General features: G+C 72.7%; 19 protein-coding genes. 13 read left to right on the top strand and 6 right to left on the bottom strand.

Going from position 1 to position 17,162, the window contains the following annotated elements; genetic code table 11:
* Window positions 1–14 precede the first annotated feature (14 nt).
* Window positions 15–521, top strand: coding sequence for a DUF5709 domain-containing protein (locus QZX64_RS05535; RefSeq protein ID WP_295657607.1), 507 nt, complete (start codon window positions 15–17; stop codon window positions 519–521).
* 34 nt (window positions 522–555) lie between these two features.
* Here QZX64_RS05535 and QZX64_RS05530 read toward each other — a convergent pair whose 3' ends face one another.
* Both QZX64_RS05530 and lpdA read right to left on the bottom strand, forming a co-directional pair.
* Window positions 556–1,962: an NAD(P)H-quinone dehydrogenase gene (locus tag QZX64_RS05530; protein WP_295657606.1), complete on the bottom strand. Its 1,407-nt coding sequence runs from the start codon at window positions 1,960–1,962 to the stop codon at window positions 556–558.
* 14 nt (window positions 1,963–1,976) lie between these two features.
* Window positions 1,977–3,380: a dihydrolipoyl dehydrogenase gene (gene lpdA, locus QZX64_RS05525; RefSeq protein WP_295657605.1), complete on the bottom strand. Its 1,404-nt coding sequence runs from the start codon at window positions 3,378–3,380 to the stop codon at window positions 1,977–1,979.
* A 74-nt stretch (window positions 3,381–3,454) separates the two neighbouring features.
* Here lpdA and QZX64_RS05520 point away from each other — a divergent pair, with 74 nt between their 5' ends.
* A complete protein-coding gene (locus QZX64_RS05520) occupies window positions 3,455–3,907 on the top strand; it encodes a gamma-glutamylcyclotransferase family protein (protein ID WP_295657604.1) in 453 nt (150 codons plus the stop codon).
* A 5-nt stretch (window positions 3,908–3,912) separates the two neighbouring features.
* On the opposite strand, the gene QZX64_RS05515 is transcribed toward QZX64_RS05520, so the two are convergent.
* Window positions 3,913–4,464, bottom strand: a complete 552-nt coding sequence (locus tag QZX64_RS05515) for a GNAT family N-acetyltransferase (protein ID WP_295657603.1) — start codon at window positions 4,462–4,464, stop codon at window positions 3,913–3,915.
* Window positions 4,461–5,780 carry a DUF2252 domain-containing protein gene (locus QZX64_RS05510; RefSeq protein WP_295657602.1) on the bottom strand — a complete coding sequence of 440 codons (1,320 nt, stop codon included), beginning with the start codon at window positions 5,778–5,780 and terminating at the stop codon, window positions 4,461–4,463. The genes QZX64_RS05515 and QZX64_RS05510 overlap by 4 nt, the downstream gene beginning before the upstream one ends.
* A gap of 53 nt (window positions 5,781–5,833) precedes the next feature.
* On the opposite strand from QZX64_RS05510, the gene QZX64_RS05505 reads away from it, so the two are divergent.
* On the top strand, window positions 5,834–6,646 hold the full coding sequence (locus QZX64_RS05505) for a purine-nucleoside phosphorylase (RefSeq protein WP_295657601.1): 813 nt from the start codon (window positions 5,834–5,836) through the stop codon (window positions 6,644–6,646).
* On the top strand, window positions 6,646–7,434 hold the full coding sequence (locus tag QZX64_RS05500; RefSeq protein ID WP_295657600.1) for an NAD(P)-dependent oxidoreductase: 789 nt from the start codon (window positions 6,646–6,648) through the stop codon (window positions 7,432–7,434). Before QZX64_RS05505 ends, QZX64_RS05500 begins: the two co-directional genes overlap by 1 nt.
* 9 nt (window positions 7,435–7,443) lie before the next feature.
* On the opposite strand, the gene QZX64_RS05495 is transcribed toward QZX64_RS05500, so the two are convergent.
* Complete coding sequence (locus QZX64_RS05495) at window positions 7,444–8,046, bottom strand: GNAT family N-acetyltransferase (RefSeq protein WP_295657599.1); 603 nt, start codon at window positions 8,044–8,046, stop codon at window positions 7,444–7,446.
* A gap of 165 nt (window positions 8,047–8,211) precedes the next feature.
* On the opposite strand from QZX64_RS05495, the gene QZX64_RS05490 reads away from it, so the two are divergent.
* The 5 genes from QZX64_RS05490 (at window position 8,212) to QZX64_RS05470 (ending at window position 12,836) form a co-directional block, all read left to right on the top strand.
* A complete protein-coding gene (locus tag QZX64_RS05490; protein WP_295657598.1) occupies window positions 8,212–8,580 on the top strand; it encodes a MerR family transcriptional regulator in 369 nt (122 codons plus the stop codon).
* A 60-nt stretch (window positions 8,581–8,640) separates the two neighbouring features.
* Entirely contained in the window at window positions 8,641–9,495 is an 855-nt protein-coding gene (locus tag QZX64_RS05485) for an aldo/keto reductase (protein WP_295657597.1), read from the top strand.
* Between the two features lie 42 nt (window positions 9,496–9,537).
* Window positions 9,538–10,530 (top strand): aldo/keto reductase, encoded by a 993-nt coding sequence (locus QZX64_RS05480; protein ID WP_295657596.1) that lies wholly within the window; start codon window positions 9,538–9,540, stop codon window positions 10,528–10,530.
* Between the two features lie 54 nt (window positions 10,531–10,584).
* Window positions 10,585–11,082, top strand: a complete 498-nt coding sequence (gene tpx, locus QZX64_RS05475) for a thiol peroxidase (RefSeq protein ID WP_295657595.1) — start codon at window positions 10,585–10,587, stop codon at window positions 11,080–11,082.
* A 98-nt stretch (window positions 11,083–11,180) separates the two neighbouring features.
* Complete coding sequence (locus QZX64_RS05470) at window positions 11,181–12,836, top strand: phospho-sugar mutase (RefSeq protein ID WP_295657593.1); 1,656 nt, start codon at window positions 11,181–11,183, stop codon at window positions 12,834–12,836.
* Window positions 12,837–12,856: 20 nt separating this feature from the next.
* Here the strand turns inward: QZX64_RS05470 and QZX64_RS05465 are convergent, their stop codons facing one another.
* Window positions 12,857–13,450 carry a hypothetical protein gene (locus QZX64_RS05465; RefSeq protein ID WP_295657591.1) on the bottom strand — a complete coding sequence of 198 codons (594 nt, stop codon included), beginning with the start codon at window positions 13,448–13,450 and terminating at the stop codon, window positions 12,857–12,859.
* A 101-nt stretch (window positions 13,451–13,551) separates the two neighbouring features.
* Between QZX64_RS05465 and deoC the strand changes: the two genes are divergently transcribed.
* From deoC to QZX64_RS05445, 4 genes are all read left to right on the top strand, one after another.
* The gene (gene deoC, locus QZX64_RS05460) at window positions 13,552–14,511 is read left to right on the top strand and encodes a deoxyribose-phosphate aldolase (RefSeq protein ID WP_366558519.1); all 960 of its coding nucleotides are present in this window, start codon (window positions 13,552–13,554) and stop codon (window positions 14,509–14,511) included.
* A 14-nt stretch (window positions 14,512–14,525) separates the two neighbouring features.
* Window positions 14,526–15,998, top strand: a complete 1,473-nt coding sequence (locus QZX64_RS05455; protein WP_295657587.1) for an aldehyde dehydrogenase family protein — start codon at window positions 14,526–14,528, stop codon at window positions 15,996–15,998.
* A complete protein-coding gene (locus tag QZX64_RS05450; protein ID WP_295657586.1) occupies window positions 15,995–16,876 on the top strand; it encodes an aldehyde dehydrogenase family protein in 882 nt (293 codons plus the stop codon). Before QZX64_RS05455 ends, QZX64_RS05450 begins: the two co-directional genes overlap by 4 nt.
* Window positions 16,877–16,888: 12 nt before the next feature.
* A partial coding sequence (locus QZX64_RS05445; RefSeq protein ID WP_295657585.1) for a PhzF family phenazine biosynthesis protein occupies window positions 16,889–17,162 on the top strand: 274 nt, incomplete at its 3' end.

Genomic DNA, 17,162 nt, shown 5'->3' with positions numbered 1-17,162 from the left:
ACCCAGGAGGATCCATGAGCGAGTCAGGCAACGACCTCTCCGAGCCGCTCGGCACCAACCCGTCGGACGACTCCATGAACGACGACATGGAGAGCTACCACGGCTACAGCGTCGACGACGAGACGCAGCCGCAGAGCACCGGCGACAGCCTGGTCGACGACGACCGCGGGCTGGCGGACCCCCTGGACGAGGGCTTCTCCCCGGGCGAGAGCTACTCCGCGGGCCAGGGGTTCGGCAACACCCACCTCGAGGAGTCGATGGGCGAGACGCTCGACCAGCGGGTCGCCCAGGAGATCCCCGAGCCCGATCCGTACGAGCAGGCCGAGCGGGAGGCCGAGCTCGCCAGCAGCGACGAGAACGCCGAGGTGACCGAGGTCGGCGACGAGCGCGCCGGGCGCCTCGTGGAGCCCGACGAGGGCGTGCACACCGACGTCGAGGGTGACCTGCTGGCCCAGGACGTCGGCATCGACGGCGCTGCCGCCGGCGCCGAGGAGGCCGCGGTGCACGTCGTCCCCGAGTGACCTCCCGCCGGCGCGGCGGGGACTCGGGTCACACCTAGCCCGACACCCGGTGCATCCGCCGCGCCGCCTCGGCGATCGATCCGCTCATCGACGGGTAGACGGTGAAGGCCTGCGCGAGCTGGTCGGCCGTCAGCGACTCCGCCACCGCGATCGAGACGGGGTGGATCAGCTCGGAGGCCCGCGGGCCCACCACGACGCCGCCCACGACGATGCCGGTGCCGGGTCGGCAGAACAGCTTCACGAAGCCGTCGTGCACGCCCTGCATCTTGGCGCGGGCGTTGCCGGCCAGCGGCAGCATCACCGTCTCGCACTGGATGTCACCGGCCTCGACGGCCTGCTGGGACCACCCCACCGTGGCGATCTCGGGGGCGGTGAAGACGTTGGAGGAGACCTTCTTGAGGTCCAGCGGCGCCACGGCGTCGCCGAGGAAGTGCCACATCGCGATGCGCCCCTGCATCGCCGCGACCGAGGCGAGCATCAGCACGCCGGTGCAGTCGCCGGCGGCGTACACGCCGCGAGCGGAGGTGCGGGAGACCCGGTCGACGACCACGAATCCGCCCTCGTCGACCGCGACGCCGGCCTCCTCGAGGCCGAGGTCGGCGGTGTTCGGCACGGAGCCGAGCGCCAGGATGCAGTGCGAGCCCTGCACGGTGCGGCCGTCGGTGAGGGTGACGGTCACGGTGTCGCCCTCGCGTGTGACCGACGCCATGCGCGACGTCGAGAGCACCTTCATGCCGCGCCGGGTGGAGACCTCCTCGAGCACGGCGGAGGCGTCGGCGTCCTCGCCGGGGAGGACCCGGTCGCGCGAGGAGACCAGCGTGACGTCGATGCCCAGGGCGAGGTACGCCGAGGCGAACTCCGCGCCCGTGACGCCCGAGCCGACCACGACCAGGCTCTCGGGCACCTCGGCGATGTCGTAGACCTGCTCCCACGTCAGGATGCGCTCGCCGTCGGGCCGGGCCGAGGGCAGCGTGCGGGGCGCGGCGCCCGTGGCGAGCAGCACCGCGTCGGCCTCGAGGGTCTCCTCGCCGCCGTCGGCCAGGGCGACGTGGACGCGGTCGGCACCGAGCAGGCGCCCGCGGCCGCGCACCACCCGGACGCCCTCCTTCTCCAGCCGTCGCCCGATGTCGACCGACTGGTCGGCGGCCAGCTTCAGGACGCGGGCGTTGACGCGGCCGAGGTCGACCTTGATGCCCGTGGCGGCGTCGCCCTCGTGGTCGTGCAGGTTGACCCCGAGCTCGGCGGCCGAGGAGACCTCGGTCATCAGCTCCGCGGTGGCGATCAGGGTCTTGCTCGGCACGCAGTCGGTGAGCACCGCGGACCCACCGATGCCGTCGGTGTCGACGACGGTCACGCGGGCCCCGAGCTGGGCCGCGACCAGCGCCGACTCGTAGCCGCCCGGACCGCCACCGACGATGACGACGTGCTGACCGCTGTTCATGGGGCTCCTGCGGGTCAGAGGTTGATCATGTGGCCCGCGATGCCGTGCATGGCTTCCTTCACGGCCTCGGACAGGGTCGGGTGGGCGAAGATGTTGCGCGACACCTCGTCGGCGGTGAGGTCGTACTGCTGCGCCAGGGTCAGCGCCGGCAGCTGCTCGGTCACGTCGGGGCCGATCATGTGGGCGCCGAGGATCTCGTTGTAGGTGGCGTCGGCGACGATCTTCACGAACCCGAACGCCTCGCCGAGGCCCTGCGCCTTGCCGTTGGCCGTGAACGGGAAGGTCGCCGTCTTGACGTCGTACCCCTTGTCCTTGGCCTGCTGCTCGGAGTAGCCGAAGGAGCCGATCTGCGGCTGGCAGTAGGTGGCCCGCGGGATCATGTCGAAGTTGATCTCCTGGGTGTCCTCGCCCGCGATCGTCTCCGCCGCGACGATGCCCATCGCCTCCGCGGCGTGGGCCAGCATCATCCGCCCGGTCACGTCGCCGATGGCGTAGACGTGCTCCACGTTGGTGCGGAACCGGCCGTCGATCGCGATGGCGCCGCGCTCGGTGAGCTCGACGCCGAGGGTGTCCAGGCCGTAGCCCTCGATCCGCGGCGCGAAGCCGAAGGCGGCCATCATCTTGTCGGCCTCGAGCACCTGGGAGTCGCCGCCGGCCGCGGGGCTGACGGTCACCCGGACCCCGGAGCCGGTGTCCTCGACCTGGTCGACCTTGGTCGAGAGCATGACCTTGACGCCGAGCTTCTTGTAGTGCTTGAGCAGCTCCTTGGAGATGTCGGCGTCCTCGGTGGGCACCATCCGGTCCAGGAACTCCACGATCGTCACGTCCACGCCGAAGTTGCGCATCACGTAGGCGAACTCGACGCCGATGGCACCCGAGCCGCCGATGATGATCGAGTCGGGGAGGTTCTCGTCGAGGATCTGCTCCTCGTAGGTGACGACGTTGTCGCTGATCCTCATGCCCGGCAGCACCCGCACGGTCGCGCCGGTGGCGATGATCAGGTCGCCGTAGGTGTAGGGAGTGACGTTGCCGTCGGCGTCCTTGACCTCGACCTTCCCGTCGCCGGTGCAGTTGCCCCAGCCGTCGATCTCGGTGATCTTGTTCTTCTTCATCAGGTAGTGGACACCCTTGACGATGCCCGCACTGACCTGGCGCGACCGCTTGAACGTCGCGCCGAAGGACATGGTGGCGTCGCCCTCGATGCCGAACTTGTCCTTCTCGTGGGCCAGCGTGTGGGCGAGCTCGGCGTTGCGGAGCAGAGCCTTGGAGGGGATGCACCCGACGTTGAGGCACACGCCGCCCCAGTACTTGTCCTCGATCACGGCGACCGACTTGCCGAGCTGCGAGGCACGGATCGCGGCGACGTACCCCCCGGGTCCGGCGCCGAGGACGATGACATCGAAGTGGGATTCGCTCACGTCCTCAAGCCTAGGACCCAGCCGGTGGGACCCGCGAGCCGGTCGCCGGTGCCGCCGGCCGTTACGCTCCTCCCGTGACGCTCTACGCCGCCTACGGGACGAACATGGACCCCGCACGCATGAGCGAGCGGTGCCCGCACTCGCCGCTGAGGACCATCGGCTGGCTCACCGGCTGGCGCCTGACCTTCGGCGGCGAGGAGCACGGCTGGGACGGCGCCCTGCCCACCATCGTCGAGGACCCGATCGAGCAGGTCTTCGTCGCGGTGTTCGACGTCACCCCCGAGGACGAGTCGGCCCTCGACGGCTGGGAGAGCGCCGACACCGGGCTCTACCGCAAGACCAAGGTGCGCGTCTCGACGATGAACGGCGAGGTGCTGGCGTGGGCCTACGTGCTCGACGCCTACGAGGGCGGGCTGCCGTCGGCGTCCCTGCTCGGCATGCTGGCCTCCGCGGCGGAGGCGGCCGACGCGCCGGCCGACTACGTCGCGGCGCTGCGGCGTCGTACCTGCCGCTCGACCGGCCTCTGAGCGCCTCACCCCCACTCGTCGCGGAGGACCGCGAACACCTGGGTGTCGGCCCACCCACCGTCGTTGGGGTAGTCCCGGCGCAGCAGCGCCTCCTGCCGCATCCCCAGCCGCCGGCACACCCGCGCCGAGGCCGTGTTGCGCGCGTCGAGCTGCGCGCTGACCCGGTGCATGCCGTAGTGCCCGAAGCAGAGGTCGACCAGGGCCCGGCCCGCCTCGGTGGCGAGGCCGCGCCCGCACACGTCGGGGTGGAGGGCCCAGCCGACCTCCCCCTTCGACAGCTCCGCGCCGCGCAGGAAGAGGATGACGTGGCCGACGTGGCGGCCCTCGTGCTCCACGAACAGCAGGAGGTGCTCGTCGGGCTGCCTCGGGTCCAGGCAGCGGGCCCACGTCTCGATCCGCGCGGCGCACTGCTCACGGGTCTGCACGCCGTGGGGCAGGTAGCGGCAGACGTCGGCGCGCGCGAGGTAGTCGTGCAGCGTGCCGACGTCGTCGGGCCGCGCCGGGCGCAGCACGAGTCGCTCGGTGCGGACCGGCAGCGTGGGCCGCGGGACGGTCACGTCGCGCTGATCCCGATCGCCCCCTCGCGGAAGGCGTTGACGAACAGCGAGTAGTCCTGCTGCACCCGGGTGGCGTAGGCGATCCCCCACTCGACGACGTGCTCGGTCAGCTCCCTGCGGCGCCCCTCGAGCGCCGCGGCGATGACCTCCTCGACCTGGAAGTCGACGAGGTCCTGGCTGCTGTCCTCGTCGGAGGCGCAGTGGATCTTGGCCGTCGCACGGCCGAGCTGGTCCACGACCACCGCGATGTCTTCGGGCTCGTTGAGCCCGCCCCAGTCGAGGTCGACCTCGTAGGGCGAGACCTCCGACACCACGAAGCCGACGTCGGCCAGGCTGGTGTGGCCGAGCAGCGGGTCGGTGTGCACCTGCAGCGCCCGCTGGCTGACCGCGGTCCGGTGCCCCTCGTGCTGGAAGTAGCCGTCCACCTCCGCGGAGTCCACGAAGCGGCTCAGGGCCGGCACGTTGGCCTGCTTCATCGACAGCACCACGTCGTTGTCGAGAGCCTGGCTGAAGCCCTCCACCAGCAGGTTGTACGCCGGCAGGCCGGCGCTGCCGATCCCGAACCCCGACTTCCCGACCACGTCGCGCAGCTCGTAGAAGAGGTCGCGGTCGAACCGCTTGGACTCCGGGATGGTGTCGAGGTAGCCCTCGAACGCGGCCACGACCCGGGCGCGCTCGGCCTTGCCGAGGCGGCGTACGGAGGAGTGCTCGGCGAACTGCCGCACCCCGTGGGTCAGCACGGTCATGCCGTCGAGCAGGTCGGCCCGGCGGATCTGACGGGCCAGCACGAGGGCCTCGTGCACCGCGCCGGCGCTGTTGTCGAGGGTGAGGGCGAAGTCCTCGTCGGTCTCGCTGTCGCGGTAGTGGTTGATCTGCGACAGGTAGGACCGCAGGTAGCGGCCGATGAGCCGCCGGACCGTCTCCTCGGGCAACGCCTTCTGCCAGCCGACGAGCGCGAGGCTCGCCGCGAACCGCTGGAGGTCCCAGGTGTAGTGACCGAGGTAGGCCTCGTCGAAGTCGTTGACGTCGAAGACCAGGCGGCCGTCGGAGTTGAGGTAGGTGCCGAAGTTCTCCACGTGCAGGTCGCCGTGGATCCAGATGCGCGAGGAGCGGTCGTCGACGAAGTCGTCGGTCTCCTGCGTGACGTCGGCGTAGAACAGGCAGGCGGAGCCGCGGTAGAAGGCGTGCGGGTCGGCGGCCATCTTGCGGTACTTGGCCCGGAAGGCGACGGGGTCGGCCTCCATGAGTGGTGCGAACGCGTCACCCAGCGACCCCACGATCAGGTCGGTCCGGGCCCTGGTGCTGGCGGCAGTCACGACCCGCACCCTACGTTGGCAGATTCCTCCCCGGCGGTCCTAGAGTGCGGCGCGTGACCCACGCTCCCGCCGCCGCACCGCCCTCCGAGCTCGCCGCCGAGGCGGCGCGTGTCCTCGCCGACCTCACCGGGGTGGAGCGCCACGACGTGGCTCTCGTGCTCGGCTCGGGCTGGCTACCGGCCGTCGACGCGCTCGGCGAGGCCACCGCCGAGATCGCCACGACGGACCTTCCCGGCTTCTCCGCGGCGGCCGTCGCCGGGCACAGCGGGCGGATCCGCAGCGTCCGCGCCGGCGAGAGGAACCTGCTCGTGTTCCTCAGCCGCACGCACTTCTACGAGGGCAGGGGGGTGCGAGCGGTCGTGCACCCGGTCCGCACCGCCGCCGCCGCGGGGTGCCGCACCATCGTGCTGACCAACGGCTGCGGCGGCCTCAAGGAGACGTGGACGCCCGGCACGCCGGTGCTGATCAGCGACCACATCAACCTCACCGCGACCTCGCCGATCGAGGGCGCCAGCTTCGTGGACCTGACCGACCTCTACTCCAGCCGCCTGCGCGCCCTGTGCAGGGAGGTCGACGCGAGTCTTGACGAGGGCGTCTACGTGCAGTTCCCAGGCCCCCACTACGAGACGCCGGCCGAGATCGGCATGGTCCGGGCCATCGGCGGTCACCTCGTCGGCATGAGCACCACCCTCGAGGCGATCGCGGCCCGCGAGGCCGGCATGGAGGTGCTGGGCATCAGCCTGGTCACCAACCTCGCGGCCGGCATCAGCGGCGAGCCGCTCGACCACGCGGAGGTGCTGGAGGCCGGCCGGGCCGCCGCCAGCCGGATGGGCGACCTCCTCGGCGACGTCGTGCCCCGCATCTGATGAGGGTCCTGCTCGCCGGTGCCGGCGGGACCATCGGCCGGGTGCTCTGCGAGGGGCTCGCAGGCCGTGGCCACGAGGTCGTGGGCCTGGACCTGGTGCCCGCACCCGAGGGCGTCACCGGGGCCTGGCACGTGGCCGACTGCGCGGACCCCGACGCCGTGGCGGCCGTCTTCGCCGAGGAGACCCTCGACGCGGTGCTGCACTTCGCCGGCATCCCCGGCGAGCGCGGGCTTGCGGAGTCGCTCACCTCGCACGCCGTCACCACGGCCGCCCTGCTGGAGGCGATGGTCGCCCACCGGGTGACGCGCATCGTCTACGCCTCCTCCAACCACGCCGTGGGCCGCACCCCGCGGCAGGGCCTGCTCACTGTCGACCACCGCCCACGGCCCGACACCTTCTACGGCGTCGGCAAGGTCGCCGCGGAGGCGCTGCTGAGCCTGTACGCCGACCGCCACGGCCTGGACGCCGTCAGCTGCCGGATCGGCTCCTTCACCGAGACCCCCCAGAACGTCCGGGCGCTGTCGACCTGGCTCTCCCCCGCCGACTGCGTGCGGATGGCCGAGGCGGCCCTCACGGCCCCCGCCCCCGGCTACGCCGTCGTCTACGGCATCAGCGCCAACACGCGCGCGTGGTGGGACCTGGAGCCCGGGCGGCGGCTGGGCTACGAGCCGCAGGACGACGCCGAGACGTACGCCGGCGAGGTGCAGGCGGCCGAGGGCGACGAGGAGGCGGCCGCCCACGTGGGTGGTCCGTTCGCCGCCCGCTCCTTCGAGATCCCGGCGTTCTGACGCCGCCGCTCAGGCGAGCTCGACGCGCATGACGGCCCGGCGCGGGGTCGGCCTCGCCAGCTCGACGAGGCCGGCGGCGGCGAAGACGCCGACGGTGCCGACGTGGAGCTCCTCCGCGACGACCTCGGTCGTGGTGATCGGGTAGGCCTCCAGGGCGCGCGCCCCACCGGCGCGGGCGTGCTCGACCGCTGCCCGGGCCAGGGCGCGGCTCACGCCGCGCCGGCGGAAGCCGGCCCGGGTGAACAGGCAGGTGACCGCCCACACGCCGGAGTCGGACCGGTCCTCGTCGCGGCCCTCCCACGGCACCCTGGCGTTGCGGACCAGGCCCGGGAAGTCCGGCCGCGGCTCCACGGCACACCAGCCCACCGGCTCGCCGTCGAGCCGCGCGACCAGGCCGCTCGTCGTGCCTCGCTCCGGGTGCCCGGCATCGGTCTGCAGTCGCAGCCGGTGGGCGCGCTCCTCGACCGGGAAGGAGGCGAAAGACTCGCCCCGCGCGAGCTTGTAGCGCTGGCACTGGCAGCGGGCCGCCTGGCCGCGCGTGCCGAGGACCGCCTGGAGGTCCTCCCAGGACGCCTGGTTCGCCGGGACCACGGTGATGCGCGCGCCGCTCATCGTGAGCGAGCGGCGAGGAGGTCCAGCAGGAGCACCTCGGCCATGTCGGGATCCCCCTGGAAGGAGCGGTGGTGAGCGGTCTGCCGGTGAGCCTAGGGCTGGTCGCGGACGGCCTGCGTCCGCGACCTTGACCTGGAGCGCGCTCGAAGCGGGATGATCGGCCCCATGAGCCTGACCATCGCCGAGACCGCCGTGCGCACGGGACTGACCGCCCACACGCTGCGCTACTACGAGCGCGACGGGCTGATGCTGACGGTCGACCGCTCGACCACCGGGCACCGCCGCTACACCGAGGGCGACCTGGAGTGGATCGCGATGATCACCCGGCTGCGGCGCACCGGCATGCCGATCCGCGACGTCCGCCGCTACGCCGAGCTGGTGCGCAGCGGTGACGGCACGGAGGCGGAGCGGATGCGCATCCTCCAGCGGCACCGCGAGATCGTGCGCGCCGAGCTCGACGAGACCCGGCAGCACCTCGACCTGATCGAGCGCAAGATCGAGTGGTACGCCGGCCGCGCCGGCGACTGCGGCTGACCGGCACGCCACCGGCCCGACCCTTGACTGCCAGCGCGCTCGAAGGGCCACGCTGGACCCATGACGACCCTCCCCACCCGGACCATCGGCACCGACCCCGCGCGCACCCGGACGGTCAGCTGCATCGCCCTCGGAGCGATGCTGATGGGCACCCGCACCGACGAGGCCACCTCGTTCGCGATCCTCGACCGCTACGTCGAGGCCGGCGGCTCCCTGGTCGACACCTCGAACAACTACGCCTTCTGGGTCGACGGCACCCGGGGCGGTGAGAGCGAGTCGCTGCTCGGTCGGTGGCTGCGTGACCGCGGCATCGGGGACGAGATCTCGGTGGCGACCAAGATGGGCGCTCGCCCCGACGCCCCCGGCAAGGACATCACGGCGCGGATGGAGCGGCAGTCCGCGGGCCTGCTCGGGGTCAGCAACCACTGGACATGGTCGGTGGAGCGCGCTCGGGCGCTGGCCGCCGCGCGCGGCCTGCCGTCCTACGACGTGCTGCAGTACGCCCACACCTACCTGCGCCCGCGCACCGACCAGCCGTACCCCTGGTCGCCCGAGGGCTCCTCAGGCGCCGCCGACGGCAACGTGCTCAGCTATGTCGCAGCGACGCCCGGAACGACCCTGGTGGCCTACTCCCCCCTGCTCGGCGGTGCCTACGTGCGCGACGACAAGCCGGTGGGACCGCAGCTCGACCACCCGGGCACCACCGCCCGGCGTACGGCCCTGGCGGAGGTCGCTGCGGCCACCGGTGCCACCCCCAACCAGGTGGTGCTCAGCTGGCTGCTCGGTGGCGGGCTCCCGGTCGTCCCGCTGGTCGGGGCGTCGTCGGTGGCCCAGCTCGACGAGACGCTCGCGGCCGCCTCCCTCGAGCTCACCGCCGACCAGCGGCACCGGCTCGACACCGCGGGCACCGGCTGACGGGTTGACTTCGAGCGCGCTCGAAGACCGAGAGTGGATGGCATGACGATCCCACGACGCACCCTCGGCACCGACCTCACCGTCTCCGCGATGGGCCTGGGCTGCATGGGGATGAGCGAGTTCTACGGCACGCCCGACGAGCAGGGTGGTCTCGCCACGATCCGGCGCGCCCTCGACCTGGGCGTGACCTTCCTCGACACCGCCGACATGTACGGCCCGTTCGTCAACGAGCAGCTGGTCGGCAAGGCCATCGCCGACCGCCGCGAGGAGGTGCAGCTCGCGACCAAGTTCGGCAACGTCCGCGGCCCGAACGGCGAGCGGCTGGGCATCGACGGCTCGCCCGAGTACGTCCGCAGGGCCGCCGACGCCTCCCTCCAGCGGCTCGGCGTCGACCACATCGACCTCTACTACCAGCACCGCGTCGACAAGACGGTGCCGATCGAGGACACCGTCGGCGCGATGAAGGAGCTCGTCGAGGCCGGGAAGGTGCGCCACATCGGCCTCTCGGAGGCCAGTGCCGCCAACATCCGCACGGCGCACGCCGTGCACCCGGTCACGGCACTGCAGACCGAGTACTCGCTGTTCACCCGCGACCTCGAGGACGACATCCTCCCGACGATCCGTGAGCTCGGCATCGGGCTGGTGCCCTACTCCCCGCTCGGTCGCGGGCTGCTCACCGGCGCCATCACCCGCGACAGCGGCGCCGACGGCGAGGCGGACAACCGCCGGTCGTCGTACTTCCCGCGGTTCGAGGGCGAGAACCTCGACGCCAACCTGGCGCTGGTCGACCGGGTCCGGGAGCTCGCCGCGGCGAAGGGCTGCACGCCGGGCCAGCTCGCGCTCGCCTGGGTGCTGGCGCAGGGCGACGACGTCGTCCCCATCCCCGGCACCAAGCGCGTCGCCTACCTCGAGGAGAACGTCGCCGCAGCCGACGTCACGCTGACCGGCGAGGACCTCGCGGCCCTGGACGCCGCCGTCCCTCGCGAGGCCGTCGCGGGGGACCGGTACGGCGACATGTCTCACATCGACGCCTGACGGCCCGCGGGGCCGGCACACGTGGTCGGTGGGGGCATGGGGTAGGAATGGGGCATGGCAACCACAGCACTCAAGGGCTCCCCCGTCCACACCGTCGGCGACCTGCCGGCCGTCGGCACGACCGCTCCCTCCTGGACCCTCGTCGGCACCGACCTCGCCGAGGTCACCTCGTCCTCCACCGAGGGCAAGCGGGTCGTCCTCAACATCTTCCCCAGCGTCGGCACCGGCGTGTGCGCCGCGAGCGTGCGCCGCTTCAACGAGCTCGCCGCGGGCCTCGACAACGCCACCGTGGTGTGCGTGTCCAAGGACCTGCCGTTCGCCCTCACCGCCTTCTGCGGCGCCGAGGGCATCGAGGGCGTCACGACGCTCTCGGCCTTCCGCTCCACCTTCGGCGAGGACTACGGCGTCACGCTGACCGGGGGCGCCTTCGAGGGCCTGCTCGGCCGCGCGGTGGTCGTGCTCGACGAGTCCGGCACCGTCACCTACACCGAGCTCGTGCCCGAGATCAGCACCGAGCCCGACTACGACGCAGCGATCGCCGCGCTGTCCTGACCTCGCGCGACGGCGTCCACCGGGACCCCCGGTCGGACGTCGTCGGCGCCCGTCGTCGTGGCTCCACGTCGAGCCTCGTGCCGCGCTACCGTGCCGACATGACCGACACCGACACCGCCGCGCTCCTCGATCGTGCCCGCACGTGGGCGGCGCAGGACCCCGACGAGGCCACCCGGGCCGAGCTCGCGGCGATCATCGAGGACGTGGCCGCCGGCGGTGACGCGACCGACCTCGCCGACCGCTTCGACGGCACCCTGGAGTTCGGTACGGCGGGGCTGCGGGGCGGCCTCGGCGCCGGCCCCAACCGGATGAACCGGGTCGTGGTGCTGCGCGCGGCAGCCGGCCTGGCGGCGTACCTCAAGGCGCAGGGCGCCGGTCCCGACGCGAGCGTCGTCATCGGCTTCGACGCCCGCCACAACTCCGACGTCTTCGCCCGCGACACCGCCGAGGTGATGACCGGTGCCGGCCTGCGGGCGATCACCATGCCGCGGCCGCTGCCCACGCCGGTGCTGGCCTACGCCATCCGCGAGCTGGGCTGCGTGGCCGGCGTGATGGTCACCGCGAGCCACAACCCCCCGCAGGACAACGGCTACAAGGTCTACCTCGGCGACGGCAGCCAGATCGTGCCCCCGGCCGACAGCGAGATCGCCGGGCACATCGCCGCGGTGGGCGCGCCGGCCGACGTCCCGCGGGGCGGCCCGGGCCGGACCGTGGGCGCCGAGATCCTCGACCGCTACCTCGACACCGCGGCCGACCTCGCCACCGACGGCCCTCGCGACCTCACCATCGTCTACACCCCGCTGCACGGCGTCGGCGGCACCGCGGTCGTGGAGGTGCTGGAGACGGCGGGCTTCGACGCCCCGCACGTGGTGCCCGAGCAGGAGGAGCCCGACGCCGACTTCCCGACCGTGGCCTTCCCCAACCCCGAGGAGCCGGGGGCGATGGACCTCGCGATGGCGCTCGCGGCCGAGAGGTCCGCCGACCTCGTGGTGGCCAACGACCCCGACGCCGACCGCTGCGCGGTGGCGGTCCCCGGCCCCCACGGCTGGCGGATGCTCAGCGGCGACGAGGTCGGCGCCCTGCTCGCCCGCCACCTGCTGACGTCGGGTCGCCGGGGCGTCTACGCCACCACCATCGTCTCGTCCTCGCTGCTGTCGCGGATGGCCGCGGCCGCCGGCCAGCCGTACGTCGAGACGCTCACGGGGTTCAAGTGGATCGGCCGGGTCGACGGGCTCGCGTTCGGCTACGAGGAGGCGCTGGGCTACTGCGTCGACCCCGAGCACGTCAAGGACAAGGACGGCGTCTCGGCCCTGCTGCTGCTGTGCGAGCTCGCCGCCCGGGCCAAGGCCGACGGGAGGTCGCTGACCGACCTGCTCGACGAGATCGCGGCCGAGTTCGGCCTCCACGCCACCGACCAGGTGTCGGTGCGCGTCACCGACCTCTCGCTCATCGGTGCGGCCATGGACCGGCTGCGGTCCACACCGCCGACCGCGCTGGGCGGCCTGGACGTGGAGCAGGTCGACGACCTGGCCGAGGGGTCGGCGGAGCTGCCGCCCACCGAGGGCCTGCGCTACCGGCTGGCCGAGGGCGCTCGGGTGGTCGTGCGGCCGAGCGGGACCGAGCCCAAGCTCAAGTGCTACCTCGAGGTGGTCGTGCCGGTGCACCCCGAGGACGGCGTCGCGGCCGCCCGCATCGCGGCCGCCGGGCGGCTGGACTCCATCGGGTCCGACATCAGGAGGGCCGCGGGCCTCTGAGGGGACGGACCCGCGGAGGGTCAGAGGAGCACGGACAGCACGAACAGCACCAGCGGGACCGTCACCGCCGCGACGACCGGCCAGGCCCACGCGCGACGCACGTCCCGGCCCAGGGCGAGCTGCTCGTCGCTGAGCAGGGCCACACCGCGCTCGGAGCGGGCCTGCTCGGCCAGGTGCAGGATCCGCTCCTCCACGAAGTCGGCGTAGCTGACCTCGCCCTGCACGGGGCGCTCGGCGCCGCGCACCCGCTCGGCACGCGTGAGCCTGCGCCGGGACTTGCTCACGACCGGCGAGACGTAGCGCTTCTCGCCCGCGCGGACGGCGAGCACCTGGCGCACCGCCACCTGCTCGATCGCGGCGAGCGGCACCTCCACGGTGCCGACCATGCCCCGCATCACCAGCCGGTCGCCGTCGACGGACAGGGCCGGGCGCAGCATCGAGGCCCAGGCGATGCCCGCGAAGGTGAGGGCGGCCAGTCCCAGGGACAGCGACCAGGGCTCGTCGCGCTCGGCCACGGCGAGGACGAGCACGCCCGCCGACATCGCGAGGATGGCGATGCCGGTGACCCTGCCGCCGGTGGCGGGGAAGCGCTCGGAGCCGTCCGTTGCCGCCATGCTCGACGCCTCCCCGTGATTGCCGTGCCCCCGCGCGCCGAGCCTATGCTGGGCAGGTGACGACCACCTCCTCCGCCGCCACGGGCGCCCGCTCCGGAGCGATCGACGCCGGTCGGGACTTCGCCGACGTCACCGGCTCCGACGCGTCCCTGCGGCGCTTCCTGCACGGCCTCCCGGGCGTCGACCAGGTCGGCGCCGAGGCCCGCGCCGCCGTCCTCGGCACCCGGTCGATCAAGACCTCTGCCAAGGCCCAGGCCATCGACCTGGCCATCTCCATGGTCGACCTCACCACGCTGGAGGGCATGGACACCCCCGGCAAGGTGCGCGCGCTCTCGGCCAAGGCGATGCGGCCCGACCCGGCCGACCAGAGCTGCCCGGCGGCCGCGGCCGTGTGCGTCTACGCCGACATGGTGGCCACGGCCCGGCAGGTGCTCGGCGACTCCGGGGTCAACGTCGCCGCCGTCGCCACCGCCTTCCCCAGTGGCCGCGCCGCCCTCGGCGTCAAGCTGGCCGACACCCGCGACGCGGTCGAGGCCGGGGCAGACGAGATCGACATGGTCATCGACCGCGGCGCCTTCCTCTCGGGGCGCTACCTCCAGGTCTTCGAGGAGATCGTCGCCACCCGCGAGGCGTGCGCCCGGCCGGACGGCCGGAGCGCGCACCTCAAGGTGATCTGCGAGACCGGCGAGCTGCAGACCTACGACAACGTGCGCCGCGTCTCCTGGCTGGCGATGATGGCCGGCGCCCACTTCATCAAGACCTCCACCGGCAAGGTGCAGCCCGCGGCGACCCTGCCCGTCACGCTGGTCATGCTCGAGGCCGTCCGCGACTTCCGCGAGGCCACCGGTCAGATGGTCGGGGTGAAGCCGGCCGGCGGCATCCGCACCAGCAAGGACGCCATCAAGTACCTGGTGATGGTCAACGAGGTCGCCGGCGCCGACTGGCTGCGCCCCGCGTGGTTCCGCTTCGGCGCCTCCACCCTCCTCAACGACCTGCTCATGCAGCGCACCAGGATGCGCACCGGCCGCTACTCCGGCCCCGACTACGTCACCCTGGACTGAGAGAGAGCCGCACCATGGTCAAGGTCCCCGACACCGCGACGCCGACGCCGTCGTTCGACTACGCCCCGGCTCCCGAGTCGCGTGCCATCGTCGACATCGCCCCGTCGTACGGCCTGTTCGTCGACGGCCAGTTCGTCGACGGCCAGGGCCGGGCGTTCAAGACGATCAACCCCGCGACCGAGGAGGTGCTGGCCGAGATCGCCGAGGCCAGCGCCGCCGACGTCGACCTCGCGGTGCGCGCCGCCCGGCGTGCCCACACCCGCGTGTGGTCGCGGATGGCCGGCCGGGAGCGCGCCAAGTACCTCTACCGGATCGCCCGCATCGTGCAGGAGCGCGGTCGCGAGCTCGCCGTGCTCGAGTCGATCGACAACGGCAAGCCGATCCGGGAGTCCCGCGACGTCGACGTCCCGGCCCTGGCCGCTCACTTCTTCTACTACGCGGGCTGGGCCGACAAGCTCGACCACGCGGGCCTGGGCCCCGACCCGCGGTCGCTCGGTGTCGCCGGCCAGGTCATCCCCTGGAACTTCCCGCTGATGATGCTGGCCTGGAAGATCGCCCCGGCGCTCGCCGCGGGCAACACCGTGGTGCTCAAGCCGGCCGAGACCACGCCGCTGACGGCCCTGCTCTTCGCCGAGATCTGCCAGCAGGCCGACCTGCCCGCGGGCGTCGTCAACATCGTCACCGGCGCCGGCGCGACCGGCCGCGCGCTCGTCGCGCACCCCGACGTCGACAAGATCGCCTTCACGGGCTCGACCGACGTGGGCAAGCAGATCGCCCGCACCGTCGCCGGCACCAGCAAGACCGTCACCCTCGAGCTGGGGGGCAAGGCCGCCAACATCGTCTTCGACGACGCACCCCTCGACCAGGCCGTCGAGGGCGTCGTCAACGGCATCTTCTTCAACCAGGGCCACGTGTGCTGCGCGGGCAGCCGCCTGCTGGTGCAGGAGAGCGTCGCCGAGGAGGTGCTCGCCAGGCTGAAGCGCCGGATGGCCACGCTGCGCGTCGGCGACCCGCTCGACAAGAACACCGACGTGGGCGCCATCAACTCGGCCGAGCAGCTCGCCAAGATCCGCCAGCTCTCCGACATCGGAGAGGCCGAGGGCGCCGGTCGCTGGTCGCCGCCGTGCGACCTGCCGGCGACCGGCTTCTGGTTCCCGCCCACCGTCTTCACCGGCGTCACCCAGGCGCACCGCATCGCGCGCGAGGAGGTGTTCGGCCCGGTGCTGTCGGTGCTGACGTTCCGCACCCCCGCCGAGGCGGTCGAGAAGGCCAACAACACGCCGTACGGCCTCTCCGCCGGGGTGTGGACCGAGAAGGGCTCGCGCATCCTCTGGATGGCAAACCAGCTGCGCGCGGGCACCGTGTGGGCCAACACCTTCAACAAGTTCGACGCCTCCGCGCCGTTCGGCGGCTACAAGGAGTCCGGCTACGGCCGCGAGGGCGGCCGCGAGGGCCTGCTGGCCTACCTGAAGGGAGCCTCCGCGTGAGCCGTCCCGGCGAACGACAGACCGTCCGCAAGACCTACAAGCTCTTCATCGGAGGGGCCTTCCCACGCTCGGAGTCGGGCCACTCCTACAAGGTGGCCGACGCGAGGGGCGCCTTCGTGGCCAACGCGGCCATGGCCTCGCGCAAGGACGCCCGCGACGCCGTCAGCGCCGCGCGCAAGGCCTTCGCCGGCTGGTCCTCCCGCACGGCCTACAACCGGGCCCAGATCCTCTATCGCGTCGCGGAGATGATGGAGGACCGCCGCCCGCAGTTCGTCGAGGCGGTCAAGCAGTCGGAGGGCCTCGGGAGCCGCCAGGCCGACAAGGTGGTCGACGAGTCGATCGACCGCCTGGTCTGGTACGCCGGCTGGGCCGACAAGATCACCCAGGTCATCGGCAGCGCCAACCCGGTCGCCGGCCCCTACTTCAACCTCTCCAGCCCCGAGCCGACCGGCGTCGTGGCCGTGGTGGCCCCGCAGGCCTCCTCGCTGCTCGGGCTGGTCAGCGTCATCGCGCCGGTCGTGGTGACCGGCAACACCGCCGTGGTCCTCGCCTCGCACGCGCACCCGCTGCCCGCGGTGACCTTCGCGGAGGTGCTGGCGACCTCCGACGTCCCCGGCGGTGTCGTGAACATCCTCACCGGTCCGATGACGGCCACCGCTCCGTGGCTGGCCTCGCACATGGACGTCAACGCCCTCGACCTGACCGGCGCGACCGGGCTCGTCGAGGAGGCGACGGCCTGGGAGGAGGCGGCGGCCGACAACCTCAAGCGGGTGCTGCGACCGCCGGCCGCCGAGCCCGACTGGTACGCCGAGCCCGGCCTCGACCGGATGACGACCTTCCTGGAGACCAAGACCGTCTGGCACCCGATCGGCATCTGACCCGCGCGCGCCATGGCACCCCGGGCACGAGCGTTCCGCCAGGTCGACGTCTTCGCGACCGCGCCCTTCACGGGCAACCCGGTGGCGGTCGTGCTCGACGCCGGCGACCTCACCGACGCGCAGATGCGCCGCTTCGCGGCGTGGACCAACCTCTCGGAGACCGCGTTCGTCCTCCCGCCGACGGTCGAGGGCGCCGACTACCGGCTGCGCATCCTCACCCCGCGCACCGAGCTCCCCTTCGCCGGCCACCCCACCCTCGGCTCGGCGTACGCCTGGCTCGGGTCGG

Origin of the sequence: uncultured Nocardioides sp. (genome assembly GCF_902805925.1) — a bacterium.
Classification (GTDB): Bacteria; Actinomycetota; Actinomycetes; order Propionibacteriales; family Nocardioidaceae; genus Nocardioides.
The sequence above is the reverse complement of the archived record's forward strand: the minus strand, read 5'-3'. Positions and strand labels throughout refer to the sequence as shown.